Genomic DNA, 18446 nt, shown 5'->3' with positions numbered 1-18446 from the left:
GTAAGGGTCAATTCGGCTTAAGGTGAAGTAGGACCGGAGGGCGTCTATTCCAGCACATGGCGAAGGAACGCGACGTGTCAAGACCAAGGTTCCTCGCCCCACGAAAGTGGGGAGAGGTGGCTCGGCGAAGCCGAGACGGAGAGGGGAGCGCCCTACGAAGGCCCCCTCTCCGTCCGCTTCGCGGACACCTCTCCCCCGCCTCCGGCGGGGGCGAGGAACCAAGTGAACTCACACCGCAATCCGCGGCCGTCCCGACGCCACCGCGACGACATGCGCCTCGATGAACATGCGCTGGCCCTCGATGGTCGAGACCTTGAATTCGGTGGCGACGTCGATTTCGGCGCTGTCGGTGCCGGCGTCCTTGGCGCGCTCGGCGGCGATCGCCCGCACGTCCGCCTCGGCCGCCTCGATCGCCTTCACCTCGTCGGTGAAGTCGCGCACCGTCTGGCCGGAGGCGAGGCGGAACAGGCCTTCCTTGGGCTGGCTGACGCGGGCCTCGGCCGAGACGCGTACCTGGCCGACCACGGCGCCGAGCGCGTTGGCGACGTCGGTGTCCTCCGGCACGATGCAGCCATTGCCGACCAGCACGGCCAAGCCGGCGTAATGCAGCGGCGCGGAGGCGCCGAGGCCGATGACCGGGCGGTCGAGCGCGACGGTGAAGCGGGCGATACCGGGATGGCCATCGACCGCGCGCTGCACCAGCGCATGCGCGACGGTGGCGGCGCCGTCCAGCCCGTCCTCGGCGAAAGCGGTTTCGAGGATGTATTCGGCGGACCAGCGGGTGAGCGTGACCAGCACGCGCCCGGCGATCGCTTCCGGCGTCGCGGCGATCGCCTGGCCGCGGCCGTCGCGGCGGCGGGCGAACAGCTCGGCGCCGAGGCGGGCGGTCGCGGCGTCCCAATTGGCCTGCTTGCCCAGCACATGGGCGGCGTCGGACGGCGTGAAGCCGGAGATATGCACGAGACCGCGCGCGACCAGACGGTTCAGCGTGGCGTTCTGGGCGTTGGACGAGAGCAGCCTGTCGAGCGCCAGCGGGACAGTGCCGATCGCCTCGTAGAGTTTCGCCTCCGGCGCGGTGAGGCCGGCGGCAAGCCGGTCCGGCACGCCGGTGCGCAGGGCAAAACGCCCGTCCATGCGGCCGGGGTTCGGCGCCCGCAGCTGCCGCTCCAGCTCTGATGTGACCGCCTCGCCATGCATCATGCCGGCCAGCGCCAGCGGCACCAGGCGGCGCGGCCCAAGCAGGATCTTCGGGTCGAGCGCGCCGTCCTCCAGCGCCACTTCGGAATCGCCGCCAAGGCCGAAAGTGCGCATGGCGACGGCTTCGACCATGGTGCGGAAGCCGCCGACGGTCGCGCCTTCCGGATCGAGGCGCGGCCGGCCGCCATCGAGCACGGCGACGTCGGTCGTGGTGCCGCCGATATCCGACACCATGGCGTCGTCCAGCCCGGTCATGTGGCGGGCGCCGACCAGAGAGGCAGCCGGGCCGGACAGGATGGTCTCGATCGGCCGCTGGCGGGCAAAGGCGGCCGACACCAGCGCACCGTCGCCGCGCACCACCATCAGGGGCGCGGCGATGCCGCGCCTGGCCAGAAACCCTTCGGTCGCGGCGACCAGCCGGTCGATCATCGAGATCAGGCGGGCGTTGAGCAGCGTTGTCAGCGCGCGGCGCGGGCCGCCGAGCTTGGCCGAAAGCTCATGGCTGGCGGTGACCGGCAGGCCAGCTCTCTTGCGGATCAGGTCGCGGGCCGCCAGCTCATGCGCCGGGTTGCGGGTGGCGAAATAGGCGCAGACGGCAAAGCCCGACACCGAGCCCCCCAATTCCGGCAGTGCGGCCTCGAGGCCGGAGAGGTCGAGCTTGGCCGCATTGCCATGCACGTCATGGCCGCCGGGGCAGAACACGACCGGATCGGTGCCGAGCGCCGACTTCAACCCGTCGCGGGCAAGGTCGGCCTCGGAAAAGCCGATCATGACCAGCGCCACGCGCCCGCCCTGGCCCTCGACCAGCGCGTTGGTGGCCAGCGTGGTCGACATGGAGACCAGCTTTATGGCGGCCGGATCGGTGCCGGATTCCTGAAGCACGGCATCGACCGCGCCGGAAATGCCGACGGCGAGATCGTGGCGCGTCGTCAGCGACTTCGCCTTGGCCAGCACCTTGCCTTTCGGCCCGCCCTCCTCGCACCACAGCACCGCATCGGTGTAGGTGCCGCCGGTGTCGATGCCGAGGAAGAGGGGGTGAAGCTTGGCGGTCATTTTTGCGGGCAGTCCGGGGGTCGAGGGCTTTGTCGCGAAGCCCTTAGCCGATACGGGCTGCCGGATAAAGGTTGGAGGGGTGGGCCAGGGGGCGCAAGGTCCTCGCCCCACGGAGCGGGGAGAGGTGGCTCGGCGAAGCCGAGACGGAGAGGGGAGCGCCCTACGAAGGCCCCCTCTCTGTCCGCTTCGCGGACACCTCTCCCCCGCCTCTGGCGGGGGCGAGGAACCCAAGCTTTGAGACGCCGGCGCGAAGCCCCCCTCTCTGGCCTGCCGGCCATCTCCCCCTCAAAGGGGGAGATCGGATGTCACGCCGGCTTTCGCCAATCACCAATGTTGCAGAAGAGGCGCCGGCGCCGAAGCTGCCAATCTCCCCCCTTGAGGGGGAGATGCCCGGCAGGGCAGAGAGGGGGGCCTCGCGCCGGCCTCCGCAACTAACTACCCAACAAACCCCACCCTCTTATGGCTCCCGTCGCAGAACGGCTTGTTGGCCGAATGCCCGCAGCGACACAGGAACACCTTCGTCGTGCGGGCAATCGTATGCCCCGTGCCGGTGACGAGCTCGGCATTGCCTTCGACCTTCAGCGGCCCGTTGGTCGTGGGGGTCACGGTCAGCGGGCCATTCCGCGCGTCCAGCACCTGCGCTTCCTTCAGCGGCGGCTCGCCGGTGGCGGTGAAGCCGGCCTTGATGTGGCTGTTGTCGCAGAAGGGCTTGTTCTGCGATTCACCACAGCGGCAGAGCGTGGCGCGGAAGAAGGTTTCTTCACCCAGCACGATCTCGGCATGGACCGCCAGCGGGCCGTTTTCGCGGACACGCACCGTGTTGACCACGGGCGGCTTCTCCTGCGGCCCGCCATCCTTGCGGTGGTAGGTGATGGCGCCCGACGGGCAGTTCTCCGCCAAGGCAACGACCTGCTCGACGCTGGCCGCTTCCGGATGGATCCACTCGCCCGGCGCATTGGGCACGAAGACATGCGGGTTGCCGAGCACGCAATTGCGCGAATGGATGCAGCGCTTGCCGCTGAAGGAAACGTCGATCTTCTCGCCTTCGACAGTGCCTGCCATTTGGGTGGGGTCTCCTGTTGGGGTGGAGACATGGCTTAAGGCGCGGGTGCGAAGGGCGTCAAGCTGGGAGGATGGGCAGTCGTCCCCTCACTCCTCCAGGTCGATCTCCTCCGTTTGCCCGCCGCTGCAGGTGTAACAGCAGTCCTCGCAGCTCTCCTGGTTGTTGGGGCCGACACCCCAATAGGTGCTTTCATCGCCGTCGACCCAGGCGCCGTAGCAGATCTTCTCGCCCTCGTTGCAGGAGATCGGCAGTTGCTTGGTCTCGCCGTCGTCGAGATAGAAATCCTTGCCATTGCCCGGCCAGACATAGTCGCGGTCCTGGCTGTAGAGCTCGACGCGCATGGCGTTGGGATGGTTGTTCCTGATCTGGAAGGTGACGTCGCCGGCATGGGCGGCGGGCGCGATGAGGACGGCAAGCGAAAGCGCAGCGGCGGCGCGGCGCGCGAAAGAGATGGACATGAGAACCCCCGAGATAGAATCGGCCCCCACGGCCGATGGCGCGATGATGGCATGAGGAGCGGCGATGCCAAGGGGGTGGTGGCGAAAATAGCTGAGGGAAATTTGGAGGTGGTTGGGAAAGCGGCGATGCCGGCCAATTCCACCTCTGGGGGATATCCGGCAGGACAGAGGTGATGCGGAACGCGGCGCCGGCGAGTTCGCGTTTCCTCGCCCCACGAAAGTGGGGAGAGGTGGCTCGGCGAAGCCGAGACGGAGAGGGGAGCGCCCTACGAAGACCCCCTCTCCGTCCGCTTCGCGGCCACCTCTCCCCCGCCTTTGGCGGGGGCGAGGAACAGCAGGTTCGGCGTCGCGCCATCCCTACTCGGCCAAATCCACCGTCTCGGTCGAGTGCTCCACGCAGATGAAGCAGCAGGTGTCGCAGGGCTGGTCGTTGTCGGGGCCGACGCCGGCGGAGACGGAATCGTCGCCGTCCACCCAGGCGCCCCAGCAGATATGCTCGCCGGACTCGCAGGAGATCGGCACGGATTTCCGCGCCTTCGGCCGGATGAGAAACACCTTGTCGCCGCCCGGCCAGACTTTCTGGCTGTCGCGGCTGAACAGCTCCAGCGCGACGCCGTCCGAGCGCTGGTTGCGCACGAAGACCGACATGTCGGCGGCGAAGGCCGGCGTGGTGAGAAGAAGGAAGGCGAGCAAGGCGCGAATCATGGCGAGGTCCCCGACGGGAGTAGAGCACGGGTGGAATGCGTAATCTCCCCCCTTGTGGGGGGTGAGAAGCGGTCCGCGCAGCGGACGAAAAGCCAATTGCTTGGCTTTTCGAGCTTCGAACGCCCGGCAGGCCAGAGGGGGGGCGCGAAGGAACGCGGCGTGTGCAAGATCAAGGTTCCTCGCCCCACGAAGTGGGGAGAGGTGGCTCGGCGAAGCCGAGACGGAGAGGGGAGCGCCCTACGAAGGCCCCTCTCCGTCCGCTTCGCGGACACCTCTCCCCGCCTGTGGCGGGGCGAGGAACCTAGGCCCTGAGACGCTGGCGGGACAGCGCCCCCCTCTGTCCTGCCGGCTTTCGTCGCTCGGAAAGCCAAGCAATTGGCTTCCCGTCCGCTACGCGGACCGCTCCTCAACCCCCACGAGGGGGGAGATCAGCAGTTCCGGCGCCTCCGATCCCCACAAGGGGGGGTGGAAGAATCAGCGCTTCACCAACACATGCGGCGCGAACTTCTTCACCGCATCCACAAGATCCTGCCCCCGCACGTCGAGCGAGGAGATCTCCATATGCACCGTGGTCTTGCCGAAGGGCATCAGGCCGAAGGCGTTGGCGGAGGAATAACGGATCGCGTCGGGCGGCTCGCCGGTGAGCTCGAAATTGAGCATCGCCGCGCCCTTGCCGCCGGCGGCAAGCCGCACGCTTTTCACCTTGCTCCACGGCACCAGCACGTCGCCGGCGCGAACATCGCGGAAGCCGCGCTGGTCAAGGGTCACCTTGACCGAAGTGTCGAAGGCGCCGCGGGCGATAAAGGCGCCGAGCCCGAGGCAGGCGGCGCCGAGCAGCGCGATCCACAGCACATGCCCGCCATCCGCGCCCGAAGCCACGCCCTGCAGCGCGCCGAAGCCGAAGACGCCGCCGATCAGGAACGGCCCGAGCGCCGGAAAAATCTTTCCCGACGGGCTGTTGCGGAGTTCGAGCGGGGCGGCCATGGCCTTGGCGCTCAGCGCTCCGCCTTCAGCAAAGTCCAGATCCAGCCGATGAAGGTCAGCACCAGGAACGGATAGCCGAGCGCCGGCAGCGGCGCGGAGGTGGGCAGAAGCGGCGCGCCCCACAGGATCATCAGGACCGAGACGGCGAAGAGTGCGGCGGCTATGAAGGCCGTCAGCCGCATCCAGAGCGCGAAACTGGCTTGCGCGCTGACCATGACCAGCCCCGCCGCCCACAGCGCAATGCCGCCGGCATAGGAAGGCACGCTCGCCTGCAACCCCGCCGCATTGCCGGCCAGAAGCAGGCTTTCGCCGGCAAGGAAAGTCAGGAACCCGGCCGCGACGAGATCATTGCCGAGCCGCTGGTATTTCATGGTGAGCAGTGCTGCGGCGACGACGATCGCCACGCCGTCGATGGTCCAAAGCGTCTCGCGCAGCGCGTCGCTGGCAACGAAGGTGCCCGCCATGCCCAAAGCACCGCCAATGGCGAGGCCGATCGCGGCGATGGTGTCAGAGGTGGAGCGCATGTGATGTCTCCCCAAACGGGGAGAGGATAGTGCAGCGCTTCTGTAATCGCAAAGGTGCGCTGTCGCCCCTGTGCAACATGCCAAGCTTTTGTACCCCGCTGCCCACATTGGAGATACACAAGATATTGGGGTCACAAAAACTGCAAAAACGAATCCTTGACGGCTCCAAACGAGTCGCTTTTTATAGGCTATGCGTCCCAGTTGCGGGCGTGATCGGCGAGTTTAGAGGCCGGTCTTTTTCCCGGATTTTATGGGTTTTGCCCACATTTTTCGCCTGCTCACGGGCCGGAGGAAGCGTTGGGCATGGATGGGCTAAAGGGAGAATTGTCGGCCTGGAAAAAATGATCTGTAAACGCTACAAGTTGTGTTTGCTGGCATGTTCACTTGTGGCTAATGTCAAGGGTAGAAACGAATCACCCCGCCTTTGGGCGGGGTGATATGGCCGGGAGGCAGAATGGTTATGCGGCTCCCCTGCAAGGTTGCATAAGTCGGTTCGATTCCGAACCCGGCCTCACTGCACTTCGGACGGCCCAATGGGCCGTCCTTTTCTTTTAGCGCCAAAATTCCTGCAATGCGAATCTCTTGTTGCAAGAGTCGCATAACGCGATTCGACGCGCAAGAATTTTAATGCGATTATAAACGCATTAAATTGCCGATGTGTTTAAGCGCGATGTCAGAAAAACGTGGTCGAAAACGGAATGAAGCGGATACCGTTGCGTTTCGTGTCTCGGTACCGAAGAAGCTTCATGACTACCTACAACTCTTGGCACGCAATTCGTTCATCGGTGCTAACGTCGGCGAAGTCGCTGCATATATGATAACGCAGCAATCGCTTTTGATGATGCGCGAGAAGTTCCATGAACTCGACATTGCAGCGGGCGAAAGCGCGTCCCAGTCATAGACGTTGCGCACTGGGCGCTGAGGTTCCAAAGCCGTCTCCACCTTAGTGCTCTGCGTTCCCGGCCGGACGTTTGACAAGCTTGGTATCCTATTCTCCAGAGCTAAAGACGTGACTTTTTGCAATTGGCTCCATTGACCACCCCTCTGAGCCAGCATACTTTTCGGCCGGGTGTTGAGGGGGAGGAAATCGAGTGGCAACCGATGGGACGCAAGTCGTCCGCATAGATAGTGAAGAAGCTGCCTGGAATGCGTTGAATGGGTTGCTCTCAGGAGAACTTCTAGCTAGCCAAATATCTCTTGATCTAAGCGACCTCCGGTGGACGAAGGTCCATTTTGCATTCAAGGGAGAGCCATTTCACCAAACGGTGACCGCTTCCATGATGAGCGGTTTGGTGGAGTACCAGAATGATTTATATAGATCCGTCGCGCGCCTAATAAAAAATGATGGGCGCATCATAAGGCTCACGGATGCGGAGAAAAGGCAACTAGAGCTAGTCTTTTCTGTAACAGAAGGCAGTTCAGAACTATTCGCTAAGGCAGCCGAATCTCTTGGTGCACTGGGGAAAGCGGTGGAAAAACTTAACAGTAAACAATCATTAATTGCAATTCTGACCTTCCTCGTTTTGTTCTTCGGCGCAGCTGGGGGGTACATGTACCTCAGTCACGTGGAAACAATGAAGAAGATTGAAGCTGAGCAAAAAGGCCGAGAATTCGATCAAAATGAGAAAAAAGACTTATATGACTTTATCGAAAAGATGTTGCATGACAAGCAAGCGCAAGCAGATACACTAAAGAAGGCAACGAGGCAATCAGCGGCGGCATCAGATATATCTCAGTATAGCGACCATGCTGTAGACGAAGTATTGAGGAGAAGCGGTGAAGCGACGGAAGTTATATATCAGGGATTAGCATTTGACGCGGACGTTATTTCTGCTGTGACCGCGACACGCCGAGCAAAGTCCGAGAAGATGGTTATACAGGACACCTTCCTTGTCACTGCCCTAGAGTCAGAGAACGTTAAAAGCTATCGAGTCCATCTCGAATCAGTAGATGGTGACTGGAACTTGGTGGCAGAGCTTGAAGATCCCTTGGTGAGTTCAAAATATCAGAAGGCCATCCAAAAGGCCGAATGGAACCACACGCCAGTCACTGTGCACATTGTCGGGCGACGGGTTGGGGAAAGCATCCGCGACGCCAAAATCACCAAGGCCTTCACTCCTCGGAAGCGCAAAGCACGCGCCTAAGGATCCGCTAGCTGCAGGCCTCGTTAACAGCCTCAATCGCCCATCTTCAGCGCCTGGATAAACGCCTCCTGCGGGATATCCACCTTGCCGAACTGGCGCATCCGCTTCTTGCCCTCTTTCTGCTTGTCGAGCAGCTTGCGCTTGCGGGTCACGTCGCCGCCGTAGCATTTGGCGGTGACGTCCTTCCTGAGCGCTGAGACGGTCTCGCGGGCGATGATGCGGCCGCCGATGGCCGCCTGGATCGGGATCTTGAAGAGATGCTGCGGGATCAGCTCCTTCAGCTTCTCGCACATGGCGCGGCCGCGCTTTTCGGCGGCCGAGCGGTGCACCAGCATCGACAAAGCGTCGACGGGCTCGTCATTGACCAGGATCGACATCTTGACCAGGTCGCCCTCGCGATAGTCGGTCAGGTGATAGTCGAAGGAGGCGTAGCCCTTGGAGATCGACTTCAGCCGGTCGTAGAAGTCGAACACCACCTCGTTCAGCGGCAGGTCGTAGGTCAGCATGGCGCGCTTGCCGACATAGGAGAGATCGGCCTGGATGCCGCGCCTGTCCTGGCAGAGCTTCAGGATCCCGCCGAGATAGTCGTCGGGGGTGAGGATGGTGGCGCGGATCCACGGCTCCTCGATCGAGGCGATCTTGACCACGTCGGGCATGTCGGCCGGGTTGTGCAGCTCCTTCACCGTGCCGTCGATGAGGTTCATGCGGTAGACGACGGAGGGCGCGGTGGCGATGAGGTCGAGGTTAAACTCGCGCTCCAGCCGCTCCTGGATGATCTCCAGATGCAAGAGCCCAAGAAAGCCGCAGCGGAAGCCGAAGCCGAGCGCGGCGGAGGTCTCCATTTCGTAGGAGAAGCTGGCGTCGTTGAGGCGCAATTTGCCGACGGCGGCGCGCAGATCCTCGAAATCGGCGGCGTCGACCGGGAACAGGCCGCAGAACACCACCGGCTGCGCCGGCTTGAAGCCGGGCAGCGCCTTTTGCGTCGGGCGGCGGTCCTCGGTGATGGTGTCGCCGACCCGGGTGTCGGCCACTTCCTTGATCGAGCCGGTGAAGAAGCCGAACTCGCCGGGGCCGAGCTCGTCGACATTGACGCGGGCCGGCTTGAACACGCCGGTCCTCTCGACGAGGTACTTTGCGCCCGTGCCCATCATGCGGATGGTCTGGCCCTTCTTCATCACGCCGTCGATGATGCGCACCAGAACGATGACGCCGAGATAGGCGTCGTACCAGCTATCGACCAGCATGGCCTTCAGCGGCGCGTTGATGTCGCCCTCGCGCGGCGGCGGCAGCTGGTGGACGATCGCCTCCAGCACGTCCGGCACGCCAAGACCGGTCTTGGCCGAGATCAGCACGGCGTTGGAGGCGTCGAGGCCGATCACCTCCTCGACCTGCTCGCGGATGCGCTCGGGCTCGGCCGCCGGCAGGTCGACCTTGTTCAGCACCACGACGATCTCGTGGTTGTTGTCGATGGCCTGGTAGACATTGGCGAGCGTCTGCGCCTCGACGCCCTGGGAGGCGTCGACGACCAGCAGCGAGCCTTCGCAGGCGGCCAGCGAGCGCGACACCTCATAGGCGAAGTCGACATGTCCGGGCGTGTCGATCAGGTTCAGCACATAATCCTCGCCGTTTTTGGCGCGGTAGTTGAGCCGAACGGTCTGGGCCTTGATGGTGATGCCGCGCTCGCGCTCGATATCCATCGAGTCCAGCACCTGCTCCTTCATGTCGCGCTCCTCCAGCGCGCCGGTGAGCTGGATCAGCCGGTCGGCAAGCGTGGATTTGCCATGGTCGATATGGGCGACGATGGAGAAATTGCGGATGTGGTCGAGGGGCGTCGTCATGCGGCGCGCTTTAGCAGGGGCGGGGTTGAGGGGCAAGCGGCGGGGGTTAGCTGATCTCCCCCCTTGCGGGGGAGATGGCCGGCAGGCCAGAGGGGGGTGTGACGGATCGCCTGCTTTGATCCAGTGTTTTTTCGACCTTTTCAGCCTCAGGTGAATATTCGGGCGTGGGTAGTCGTGTCGACAGAAATGTTGGCGGGACAGCACCCCCCTCTGCCCTGCCGGGCATCTCCCCCGCAAGGGGGGAGATCAGCTGTATCCCGCTCACGAAACATTCAAATGCGCTTAAACATTCATGCACCGCTTTAGGGCATGCTTCGCGCCCGGATGGTAAACCGGCTCGATGTCGCGATGATGAAGGCCCCAAGAATGCCCAGTTCAGTCCAGAAGTCCAGCCCGGCCGGGGTGGCCGGAGCGGCGAGGCGCTTCCTCGCCAGCCGCGACGGCTCGATGATGCCGATGATGGTACTGCTGACGATCCCGCTGGTGACGGCGGTCGGCTTTTCGGTCGACTACACCTCGGCGGTGACGACCCGCAGCGACATGCAGAACGCGCTCGACGCCGCGATCATATCGATCACCACGCTGCCCACCACCACGGCTTTTGCCGACCGGCAGACGTCGCTGCAGCAGGCCTATGTGGCCAATAGCGGGCAAGGCACGGCGACGCTCACCAGCGTCAATGTCGCCGCCGACGGCTCGGCGACCTTCGGCGCCACGGCCAGCTATCCGATGCCGACCAATTTCATGCAGATCGCCCGCATCAACACGGTGCAGGTCGGCGTCGCCTCCGCGGTGCGCAAGACGCCGGCGCTGGTGCAGTCCACCTTTAAGGTGACGAAGGTGTCAGGTTACTGGAACAAAACCATGTACCTCTACGGCACCAAGTTCGGCGACACAGTGGCCAAGCCGCTGATGACGATCAGCTACACCTACAATGGCTTCGGCGATCCGAAGGGCTACGGCACGACTACGGTGAGCACCATCAACGGCTCCACCAGCACAGTGGTCCAGCAACAGGCCTGCACGACCAAGACGGTCAAGAACTTCAACAGCCTGCCCACCGGAGCGATCACCCAGACCGACAGCAACGGCAAGAGATATGTGACGACCTGCGCCGACACCTTCTACCCCGCCAACGGCGCCGGCGCTGTGATCGACGTCAGCCAGATGGACCAGCTCTATCTCGAGATGGATGTGCCCTCGGGCAATCCGAAGGTGCTGAAGTCGAACGATCCCGCCACCTCGAACCGACTCTATATCGGCGACAGCGACACCAACATGCCGGAGGTGGCGACCGGCCAGAACGTCAACATCTTCACCGCGGTGCCCTGCGGCCAGACCGGGTACCAGGCCTGGGAAGACGGCGGCAACCCGGTGCCGGCCAATGTCAGCAACGCCGACTTCTTCTACACCACCACCGGCAAGTGCGACTACAACCAGCGCCCGTCGGATACGGTGCTGACGCAGTAGGGCGCGGCGCAGCGCGGTTCACCGTTTCACGGAAACGGCGAACCGCCTACCTCCTTGTTTTTACGCAATTCCGGACGGAAAACCGCTCACACTTTTCCTGGAATTGCTCTAAAGCGCGTCGCGATCTTTCAGATTCGCTCCATGCGTTTGAGGTTTTTGATTTTTACGCATGTCTTTATCCCGAAACCGGTTCCCACTTTCAGGAGACATGCTCTAGGCGTTGCCGATCAGCACGCCCGCCCCGAACACCAGCGCGCCGCCCAGCACCACCTGGAAGGCGGCGCGCCAGAAGGGCGTCTGCATGTAGCGGTTCTGGATGAAGGCGATCGCCCAGAGCTCGAAGAACACCACCACAGCCGCGACGATCGTTGCCGTCCAGAAATAGGGGATGAGGTAGGGCAGCGCGTGGCCGAGCCCGCCCAGCGTCGTCATGATGCCGACGGTCAAGCCACGCTTGACCGGCGAACCGCGTCCCGAAAGCTTGCCGTCGTCGGAGGCCACCTCAGTGAAGCCCATCGAGATGCCGGCGCCGATCGAGGCGGCGAGGCCGACGAGGAAGGTCTGGAATGTCGCATGGGTCGCAAAAGCGGCGGCGAAGATCGGTGCCAGCGTCGACACCGAGCCGTCCATCAGTCCGGCCAGGCCCGGCTGCACATAGGTGAGGATGAACTGGCGCTGCTCGGCGCTCGCTTCCTCGGCCTTGACCTCGCCGGGAACATGGGTTTGCTCCAGTTCATGCGCCGAGCTCTCATGGCCCTGCTCGGCCAAGGCGAGATCGTCGAGCAATTTGCGCGTCGAGGCGTCGGTGGTGCGCTTGGCGGCCTCGACATAGAAGCGGTAGGCCTGCCGCTCCATATCCTCGGCCTGCCGGCGCACATGCTCGATGCCGAGCGGCCGCACCAGCCAGTCCGGCTTGCGCTCGTAATAGCCCCTCACATGCTCGCGCCGGATCAGCGGAATGCGGTCGCCGAAGCGCCTGCGGTGAAGCTCGATCAGCGAGTCGCGATGGCCGTCCTCCTCCTCGGCCATCGCCTCGAACACCTTGGCCGATTGCGGGAAATCCTGCGCCAGGCCATCGGCATAGGCGCGGTAGATGCGCCCGTCATCCTCCTCGGAGGAGATCGCCAGCGCCAGGATCTCCTGCTCCGACAGTGAATCGAAGGAACGGCGGCCGAAGCCGAAAACACGGGAAAGCATGATGGGATCACTCTAGTTTAGAATGATTCTAAACTATGGTTTCAAGCGTCCAACGTCAATTGCGAACGCCACGGGCCGCGCGCGAAAATGGATGACCAGAGCGTGATCGGACCGACTCTTCATTATTGCCGAATGTTAGCCTATATAGACGCGACAGCCGAAATCGAAGGAGACCAACGCAATGACGGAGAAGAAGCCGCCGCACGCATTCGACGCCAAACCGGTGCTCGATCTCATCGCCAGCATCGAGGCCGACCTGCAGCGCCTGAAGGGCCTGGTCGAGGAACAGCTCGAGAAATTCGATCCGGCCAACCCGCACAACAAGACGCCGGACGGCAAGCTGACCGAGGAGGGTGCCGAGTGCTGCTACCGCATGTTCGACGAAGGCAAGTCGCGCTACACGGTTTCCCAGCAGATGAAGATATCCTTCGCCGCCGCCACCCACCGCTTCAACACCTGGCGCAAGCTCGGCGGCAAAAAGCGGGCACCGACGCTGCTGGGGTGAGGCGGGCGGTTCGCATGGCAGCGATTGGCCGTGGCCACATTCCCAATCGTCATTCCAGGGCGGAGCAAGGAGCGAAGCGACGCGCGCAGACCCTGGAATCCATGCCGTGACGCTAAGGCGTTGCAACGGTTACAGAATTCTGCACCGTCGCGCGCACCGCAAGGTCACGGCATGGATACTCGGGTCAAGCCCGAGTATGACGAAGGGATAGGCGACTCGGCTAATCGCATAGGTCGCGCCAACAGCGCCCGCTCCGCCCGGCGCCACCTTCAGCCACAGCGCCTTCTCACCCAGTATCAAGACAAGCCCAGCGAGTGCGACCCGGGAAAGCGTCAGCCTTTTGGGATTGGCGTAGCCAAATTCCCAACGAAGATGATGGCCGCGGTCGCCATCATCGCCAAACCTTGTCTCCATCACATTTTTTCGTTGGCGCGCCGCCTTGGTTTGCGTGCACCATGGATGCACTCAGATCACGAGGGCCACCATGACCACCCTGCCCGGCATCTCAGACATCCGCGCCGCCGCCGCGCGGCTTTCCGGCCTGATCGTCGAGACGCCGCTGATCGAATCGCCCGAGATCAACAGGCGCCATGGCGGCCGCATCCTGTTCAAGCCGGAGACGCTGCAGCGCACCGGCTCCTTCAAGATCCGCGGCGCATATAACAAATTGTCGACGCTGAGCGAGGAAGAGCGCAGCCGCGGCGTCGTCGCCTTCTCATCCGGCAACCATGCGCAGGGGGTGGCGGCGTCGGCCGCGATGTTCGGCGTCAAGGCGGTCATCGCCATGCCGGCCGACGCGCCGGCGATGAAAATCGGCAATGTCCGCAAGATGGGGGGCGAGGTGGTGACGTTCGACCGTTTCAAGGAGGATCGCATGACGGTCGTGCGCCCCTATATCGAGCAAGGCATGGCGCTGGTGCCGCCCTTCGACGATCCGGCCATCATCGCCGGCCAGGGCACGATCGGGCTGGAATTGATGCGGCAGGCGAAGGCGCTCGGCGTGGCGCTCGACGCCGTCGTCATCCCTTGTGGCGGCGGCGGCCTGTCGAGCGGCATTTCGGTCGCGGTCAAGGACGCCTCGCCGAACACGCAAGTCTGGGCGGTCGAGCCGGAGCATTTCGATGACACGCGCCGCTCGCTGGCCAAGGGCGAAAGGGTCGCGAACGATCCCGGCCACAGCTCGATCTGCGATGCGCTGCTCACCGCCGAGCCAGGCGCCATCACCTTCGAGATCAACCGCAAGAATCTCGCCGGCGCCATCGCCGTCTCCGACAAGGCAGCGGCGCAGGCCATGCGCGACGCCATGGCCCATCTCAAGCTGGTGGTCGAGCCCGGCGGCTGCGTCGCCTTTGCCGCGCTCGCCTCCGGCGAGATCGACCTCGCCGGCAAATGCGTGGCGGTCGTGCTGTCCGGCGGCAATGTCGATTTCAGCACCTATGCCGGGATCATGGCGGCGGCGTAGAGGCGCTGCACGCGGGAAGCATCGCGTTCCTTCGCGCCAGCCTTCGGCTTTTGCGCGCAAGATTTTTCCGTGATTTCAGTCCAGAGTCCGCCTGAACCGCACCAGCGCGAACCCGGCAAACAGACCCACGAACACCGCCAGCCAGCCGATTTCCGTCGCCACCGCCGGCAGCTCGGCGCCCTTCAGCATGACCGCGCGGGTGATGCGCAGGAAATGCGTCAGCGGAAAGATCTCGCCAAGGCTCTGCGCCCAGCCCGGCATGCCGCGATAGGGGAACATGAAGCCGGAGAGCAGCAGCGACGGCAGGAAAAAGAAGAAGGTCAGCTGCATGGCCTGCATTTGCGAGCGGGCCATGGTCGAGATCGTATAGCCGAGCAGCACCAGCGAAAGCACGAAGACCAGCACCGAGGAGAGCAGCAGCGTCAGGCTGCCGACGAAGGGGATGCCGAACAGCAGCTTCGCCGCCACCAGCACAACCACCACCTGCACCGCGCCGACCACGAGGTAAGGCAGCACCTTGCCCAGCATGATCTCCAGCGGGCTCGAGGGCATGGCCAAAAGGTTTTCCATCGTGCCGCGCTCGGTTTCCCGGGTCAGCGCCATGGCCGTCATCATCACCATGGTCATCTGCAGGATGACGCCGAGCAGGCCGGGCACGATGTTGTATTGCGAGACGCCTTCGGGATTGTAGCGCCGGTGCACGACGACATCGAGCTGGCCGCGCGCCGCCTCCCTGGCCGCGTCCTGGGTGCCCTGGGCTCTCAGCAGCGCCTGGCCGGCAACGGTGCTGAGCGTGGAGATGGCGCCGCTGGCGACGGACGGGTCGGTGGCGTCGGCCTCGATCAGGATCTGCGGGTTGTCGCCGCGCTCGACGCGGCGCGCGAAATCGGCGGGAATAGTGACGACGAAGGAGACGTCGCCGCGCGCCATCAGGAACTCGGCCTCCTCGGCACTTTGCGCGACATGGTCGAAGCGGTAGTAGCCGGTGGTCTGCAGCGCCGAGACCATCGCCCGCGTATAGGGATCGCTGCTGGTCGCCACCAGCGCCGCCGGCAGGCTCTTCGGGTCGTTGTTGATCGCAAAGCCGAACAGCACGAGCTGCATCAAGGGCACGCCCAGCATCATGGCGAAGGTGATGCGGTCGCGCCGCATCTGGATGAACTCCTTGATGAGCAGCGCGCCAAGCCTGGCGAAGGAAAAGACCGCGTTCATGCCATATTGTCCTTCGAGCCGGACATGAACTGGATGAACACATCCTCGAGGCTGGTCTCGCCCGGCGTCACCGTCACGTCCTTGTGCTCCTTCTCGACGTCGGCGAGCGCCTTTTCCAGCGCAGCCTTGTCAGAGCCGACGACATGCAGCGTTGCGCCGAACGGCGCCACCTGGTCGACGCCCGGCCGCCCCTGCAGCGCCTGGGCCACCTGGTCGAGCCCCGTCCCATGCAGCACGAAGGTGGTCAGCCCGGCATTCCTCACCACCTCGTCGACCGTGCCGGTGGCAAGCATCTTGCCGTAGGAGATGTAGCTGATGCGGTGGCAGCGCTCCGCCTCGTCCATGTAGTGGGTGGAGACGAGCACCGTCAGGCCGCCGCCGGCGAGGCGATGGATCTCATCCCAGAACTCGCGCCGCGCCTTGGGGTCGACGCCGGCCGTCGGCTCGTCCAGCAGAAGCAGCTTCGGCTTGTGCATGATGCAGGCGGCCAGCGCCAGCCGCTGCTTCCAGCCGCCGGAAAGCGTGCCGGCCAGCTGGTTGCGGCGGCTCGCCAGGCCGAGCTCTTCCAGCGTCCTCGCCACATATTGCTCGACCGGCTTCAGCCGGTAGAGCCGCGCCACGAATTCAAGATTCTCGCCGATCGTCAGATCCTCGTAGAACGAGAATTTCTGCGTCATGTAGCCAACCTCGCGCTTGATCTTGAGCGCGTCGGTGCGGATGTCGAAGCCCAGCACCGTGCCGTCGCCCTCGTCCGGCGTAAGCAGCCCGCACATGATGCGGATGGTCGTTGTCTTGCCCGAGCCGTTCGGCCCGAGGAAGCCGACGATCTCGCCTTCGGCGACCGTCATCGTCACATGATCGACGACCGTCTTGTCGCCGAAGCGCTTGACCAGGCCGCGGACGTCGATGGCGTTCATTGCCCGATATCCGCGAGATCGACATCGACGATCTGGCCGGGCTGCAACGGCCCGGCATCGCCCTCCGGCCGCGCCTCGACGAGATAGACCAGCTTCTGCCGGTTCTCGAGCGAGTAGATCACCGGCGGCGTGAATTCCGGATCGGGCGAGACATAGCTGACGCGCGCCTTCAGCCCCGCCCCGCATCCGTCGCAGTGGACGTTGAGCTCGGTGCCGACCTTGACCGACGAAAACGCGCGTTCCGGCACATAGACGCTGAGCTTCACGGCGCCGTCCGGCAGCATCGAGATCACCGGCGCGGTCGGCCCGGCCGTGTCGCCGGGATTGCGGATGACGTCGTTAACGCGGCCGGGCGAGGGCGCGGTCAGCACCCGTTTCGACAGCCGCCACTCAGCCTGCCGCAGGGCCGACTGCGCCTGCTTGACCTGGTTGTCGGCGGCCTTGATGGTTTCCGGCCGCGCCGGCAGGTTGCCGACGGCGAGGTTGGCCTCCGCCTGCCCGACCTGGGCATTGGCGGTCTCCAGCGAGGCAGAGGCGGTGTCGTAGTCGGCCTGCGTGCCGGTGCCGCGTTTGTAGAGGTCGCTGGCGCGGTCATATTTGCGCTTGGCGTCGGCGGCCTGGGCTTTCGCCATGTCGACCTCGGCCTTCAGCACCGCGATTTCCTCGGCACGCTTGCCGACCTGCAAATCGGCAAGCTGCGCCTGCGCCTGCGCGAGCGCGGCCTCGGCCTGCGCCACCTCGATCCTGGCGTCGGCATCCTCGAGCGTCGCCACCGCCGCGCCGGTCTCGACGCGGTCGCCGCGCCTCACCGTCACCGTCGCCACCTGGGCCACTTCGATCGGCGCCATCAGCACATATTCGCCCTCGACATAACCGACGGCGAGGGGCGCCGCCGGCGCGCAGGCGCCGAACAGCTGAGCCGCGAGCGGCAGCGAACAGAGAAAGCTCATGATTTGCCCTTCTTGCCGGCGGCCGGCCTGCGCGCCGCCAGCATTGCCCTGAGGTTGTCGGTCGTGGCCGCCACCACCTTGGCGGCTTCTTCGTCGCCGATCTCGCGCCAACCCATCCGGCGCATCACCGCTTCGCGGCCGATGCGGAAATAGATGACCTGGCCGATCAACGTGAAAACGGTGAGCCGGGTTGCCTCACTCTCGGCCGGCTCGCCGGTCGCCTGTTCCCAGATCTGGCACAACCGCCGATGCGTCGGCTCGAACACGCCGGCATAGATGCGGTCGAGGGCGGCGGTCGGGTGCGAAAGCTCGCGAAGTACGAATTGTACGATCTCGCCCGCCTGCGGACTGACGACGACGAAGCCCACCATCCGTTCCAGCGCGGCGAAGAGCTGCGCTCTTGCGGCTTCCGGGCTTGCCGGGGCGGCCGGCTGGGCGCCGCCCAGCGCCTGGCCGGCGATGCCCTGGATGGTTTCGACGATGAAGTCGGCGGCGGCGGCGCGCAGGCCCTCCTTGCCGCCGAAATGATAGGCGATCGAGCCTATATTGGCCTTGGCTTCCGCCGCGATCTGGCGCGTCGACGTGCCGTCGAAACCCCGCCGCCCGAACAGCTTGAGCGCGGCGTGCACCAGCGCCGCGCGCGTCTGCTCGGCCGTGGTCGCCTCGCGCTGCTGCCTTTTTGCCCTTGATTGCTTCTCCATGTCTTGACATTTAATCAATCGATTGATTAAAGTCAAATTTGACCTCTGAACCGGCTTGCCTTCCCG

Annotated in this window: 17 protein-coding genes and 1 tRNA gene; 6 read left to right on the top strand and 12 right to left on the bottom strand. The window is 64.2% G+C overall.

What is annotated here, in order from left to right; translation table 11 throughout:
• Nucleotides 1–228 precede the first annotated feature (228 nt).
• The 6 genes from EN862_RS25260 to EN862_RS36310 form a co-directional block, all read right to left on the bottom strand.
• Nucleotides 229–2250, bottom strand: coding sequence for a hydantoinase/oxoprolinase family protein (locus tag EN862_RS25260; RefSeq protein ID WP_127866230.1), 2022 nt, complete (start codon nt 2248–2250; stop codon nt 229–231).
• 435 nt (nt 2251–2685) lie between these two features.
• The gene (locus tag EN862_RS25250; RefSeq protein ID WP_127866229.1) at nt 2686–3312 is read right to left on the bottom strand and encodes a CDGSH iron-sulfur domain-containing protein; all 627 of its coding nucleotides are present in this window, start codon (nt 3310–3312) and stop codon (nt 2686–2688) included.
• An 87-nt stretch (nt 3313–3399) separates the two neighbouring features.
• Entirely contained in the window at nt 3400–3771 is a 372-nt protein-coding gene (locus tag EN862_RS25245) for a hypothetical protein (RefSeq protein ID WP_127306452.1), read from the bottom strand.
• A 357-nt stretch (nt 3772–4128) separates the two neighbouring features.
• Nucleotides 4129–4476 carry a hypothetical protein gene (locus EN862_RS25240; protein WP_127866228.1) on the bottom strand — a complete coding sequence of 116 codons (348 nt, stop codon included), beginning with the start codon at nt 4474–4476 and terminating at the stop codon, nt 4129–4131.
• Nucleotides 4477–4950: 474 nt separating this feature from the next.
• Nucleotides 4951–5460, bottom strand: a complete 510-nt coding sequence (locus tag EN862_RS25230; RefSeq protein WP_127866226.1) for a hypothetical protein — start codon at nt 5458–5460, stop codon at nt 4951–4953.
• Nucleotides 5461–5471: 11 nt separating this feature from the next.
• Nucleotides 5472–5984: a hypothetical protein gene (locus tag EN862_RS36310; RefSeq protein WP_189401448.1), complete on the bottom strand. Its 513-nt coding sequence runs from the start codon at nt 5982–5984 to the stop codon at nt 5472–5474.
• Between the two features lie 440 nt (nt 5985–6424).
• Here EN862_RS36310 and EN862_RS35980 point away from each other — a divergent pair.
• The 3 genes from EN862_RS35980 to EN862_RS25215 all read left to right on the top strand — a co-directional run bounded on the left by EN862_RS35980 (nt 6425) and on the right by EN862_RS25215 (nt 8128).
• Nucleotides 6425–6496 (top strand) — tRNA-Cys (locus tag EN862_RS35980).
• A 158-nt stretch (nt 6497–6654) separates the two neighbouring features.
• Entirely contained in the window at nt 6655–6885 is a 231-nt protein-coding gene (locus EN862_RS25220) for a hypothetical protein (RefSeq protein ID WP_127866225.1), read from the top strand.
• Between the two features lie 190 nt (nt 6886–7075).
• Nucleotides 7076–8128, top strand: a complete 1053-nt coding sequence (locus EN862_RS25215) for a hypothetical protein (RefSeq protein WP_127866224.1) — start codon at nt 7076–7078, stop codon at nt 8126–8128.
• A gap of 32 nt (nt 8129–8160) precedes the next feature.
• On the opposite strand, the gene lepA is transcribed toward EN862_RS25215, so the two are convergent.
• Nucleotides 8161–9966, bottom strand: a complete 1806-nt coding sequence (lepA, locus tag EN862_RS25210; protein ID WP_127252994.1) for a translation elongation factor 4 — start codon at nt 9964–9966, stop codon at nt 8161–8163.
• A 366-nt stretch (nt 9967–10332) separates the two neighbouring features.
• Between lepA and EN862_RS25205 the strand changes: the two genes are divergently transcribed.
• Nucleotides 10333–11436, top strand: coding sequence for a TadE/TadG family type IV pilus assembly protein (locus tag EN862_RS25205; RefSeq protein ID WP_245519684.1), 1104 nt, complete (start codon nt 10333–10335; stop codon nt 11434–11436).
• Nucleotides 11437–11649: 213 nt separating this feature from the next.
• Here EN862_RS25205 and mbfA read toward each other — a convergent pair whose 3' ends face one another.
• Nucleotides 11650–12633 (bottom strand): iron exporter MbfA, encoded by a 984-nt coding sequence (gene mbfA, locus EN862_RS25200; protein ID WP_127866223.1) that lies wholly within the window; start codon nt 12631–12633, stop codon nt 11650–11652.
• A gap of 181 nt (nt 12634–12814) precedes the next feature.
• Between mbfA and EN862_RS25195 the strand changes: the two genes are divergently transcribed.
• Both EN862_RS25195 and EN862_RS25190 read left to right on the top strand, forming a co-directional pair.
• Nucleotides 12815–13138, top strand: a complete 324-nt coding sequence (locus tag EN862_RS25195) for a hypothetical protein (RefSeq protein WP_127866222.1) — start codon at nt 12815–12817, stop codon at nt 13136–13138.
• A 484-nt stretch (nt 13139–13622) separates the two neighbouring features.
• The gene (locus EN862_RS25190; RefSeq protein ID WP_127866221.1) at nt 13623–14600 is read left to right on the top strand and encodes a threonine/serine dehydratase; all 978 of its coding nucleotides are present in this window, start codon (nt 13623–13625) and stop codon (nt 14598–14600) included.
• A 75-nt stretch (nt 14601–14675) separates the two neighbouring features.
• On the opposite strand, the gene EN862_RS25185 is transcribed toward EN862_RS25190, so the two are convergent.
• Genes EN862_RS25185 through EN862_RS25170 form a run of 4 tightly spaced genes read right to left on the bottom strand, consistent with a single transcriptional unit; the run spans nt 14676 to nt 18380 of the window.
• Nucleotides 14676–15812: an ABC transporter permease gene (locus tag EN862_RS25185; RefSeq protein ID WP_127866220.1), complete on the bottom strand. Its 1137-nt coding sequence runs from the start codon at nt 15810–15812 to the stop codon at nt 14676–14678.
• On the bottom strand, nt 15809–16729 hold the full coding sequence (locus EN862_RS25180; protein WP_127866219.1) for an ABC transporter ATP-binding protein: 921 nt from the start codon (nt 16727–16729) through the stop codon (nt 15809–15811). Before EN862_RS25180 ends, EN862_RS25185 begins: the two co-directional genes overlap by 4 nt.
• Nucleotides 16726–17679 (bottom strand): HlyD family efflux transporter periplasmic adaptor subunit, encoded by a 954-nt coding sequence (locus EN862_RS25175; protein WP_127866218.1) that lies wholly within the window; start codon nt 17677–17679, stop codon nt 16726–16728. The genes EN862_RS25180 and EN862_RS25175 overlap by 4 nt, the downstream gene beginning before the upstream one ends.
• Nucleotides 17676–18380 carry a DUF1956 domain-containing protein gene (locus tag EN862_RS25170; protein WP_127866217.1) on the bottom strand — a complete coding sequence of 235 codons (705 nt, stop codon included), beginning with the start codon at nt 18378–18380 and terminating at the stop codon, nt 17676–17678. Before EN862_RS25170 ends, EN862_RS25175 begins: the two co-directional genes overlap by 4 nt.
• Nucleotides 18381–18446: the final 66 nt, after the last annotated feature.

The sequence above is a fragment of the Mesorhizobium sp. M2E.F.Ca.ET.219.01.1.1 genome (assembly GCF_004016445.2).
In the GTDB taxonomy this organism is placed as follows: Bacteria; Pseudomonadota; Alphaproteobacteria; order Rhizobiales; family Rhizobiaceae; genus Mesorhizobium.
This window is presented reverse-complemented; position numbering and strand designations above follow the sequence as displayed.

Bases quoted from the DNA above. Each gene is read 5' to 3' on its own strand.
- EN862_RS25260 (WP_127866230.1), bottom strand. From the start codon at position 2,250: ATGACCGCCAAGCTTCACCCCCTCTTCCTCGGCATCGACACCGGCGGC.
- EN862_RS25250 (WP_127866229.1), bottom strand. From the start codon at position 3,312: ATGGCAGGCACTGTCGAAGGCGAGAAGATCGACGTTTCCTTCAGCGGC.
- EN862_RS25245 (WP_127306452.1), bottom strand. From the start codon at position 3,771: ATGTCCATCTCTTTCGCGCGCCGCGCCGCCGCTGCGCTTTCGCTTGCC.
- EN862_RS25240 (WP_127866228.1), bottom strand. From the start codon at position 4,476: ATGATTCGCGCCTTGCTCGCCTTCCTTCTTCTCACCACGCCGGCCTTC.
- EN862_RS25230 (WP_127866226.1), bottom strand. From the start codon at position 5,460: ATGGCCGCCCCGCTCGAACTCCGCAACAGCCCGTCGGGAAAGATTTTT.
- EN862_RS36310 (WP_189401448.1), bottom strand. From the start codon at position 5,984: ATGCGCTCCACCTCTGACACCATCGCCGCGATCGGCCTCGCCATTGGC.
- EN862_RS25220 (WP_127866225.1), top strand. From the start codon at position 6,655: ATGTCAGAAAAACGTGGTCGAAAACGGAATGAAGCGGATACCGTTGCG.
- lepA (WP_127252994.1), bottom strand. From the start codon at position 9,966: ATGACGACGCCCCTCGACCACATCCGCAATTTCTCCATCGTCGCCCAT.
- EN862_RS25205 (WP_245519684.1), top strand. From the start codon at position 10,333: ATGCCCAGTTCAGTCCAGAAGTCCAGCCCGGCCGGGGTGGCCGGAGCG.
- mbfA (WP_127866223.1), bottom strand. From the start codon at position 12,633: ATGCTTTCCCGTGTTTTCGGCTTCGGCCGCCGTTCCTTCGATTCACTG.
- EN862_RS25195 (WP_127866222.1), top strand. From the start codon at position 12,815: ATGACGGAGAAGAAGCCGCCGCACGCATTCGACGCCAAACCGGTGCTC.
- EN862_RS25190 (WP_127866221.1), top strand. From the start codon at position 13,623: ATGACCACCCTGCCCGGCATCTCAGACATCCGCGCCGCCGCCGCGCGG.
- EN862_RS25185 (WP_127866220.1), bottom strand. From the start codon at position 15,812: ATGAACGCGGTCTTTTCCTTCGCCAGGCTTGGCGCGCTGCTCATCAAG.
- EN862_RS25180 (WP_127866219.1), bottom strand. From the start codon at position 16,729: ATGAACGCCATCGACGTCCGCGGCCTGGTCAAGCGCTTCGGCGACAAG.
- EN862_RS25175 (WP_127866218.1), bottom strand. From the start codon at position 17,679: ATGAGCTTTCTCTGTTCGCTGCCGCTCGCGGCTCAGCTGTTCGGCGCC.
- EN862_RS25170 (WP_127866217.1), bottom strand. From the start codon at position 18,380: ATGGAGAAGCAATCAAGGGCAAAAAGGCAGCAGCGCGAGGCGACCACG.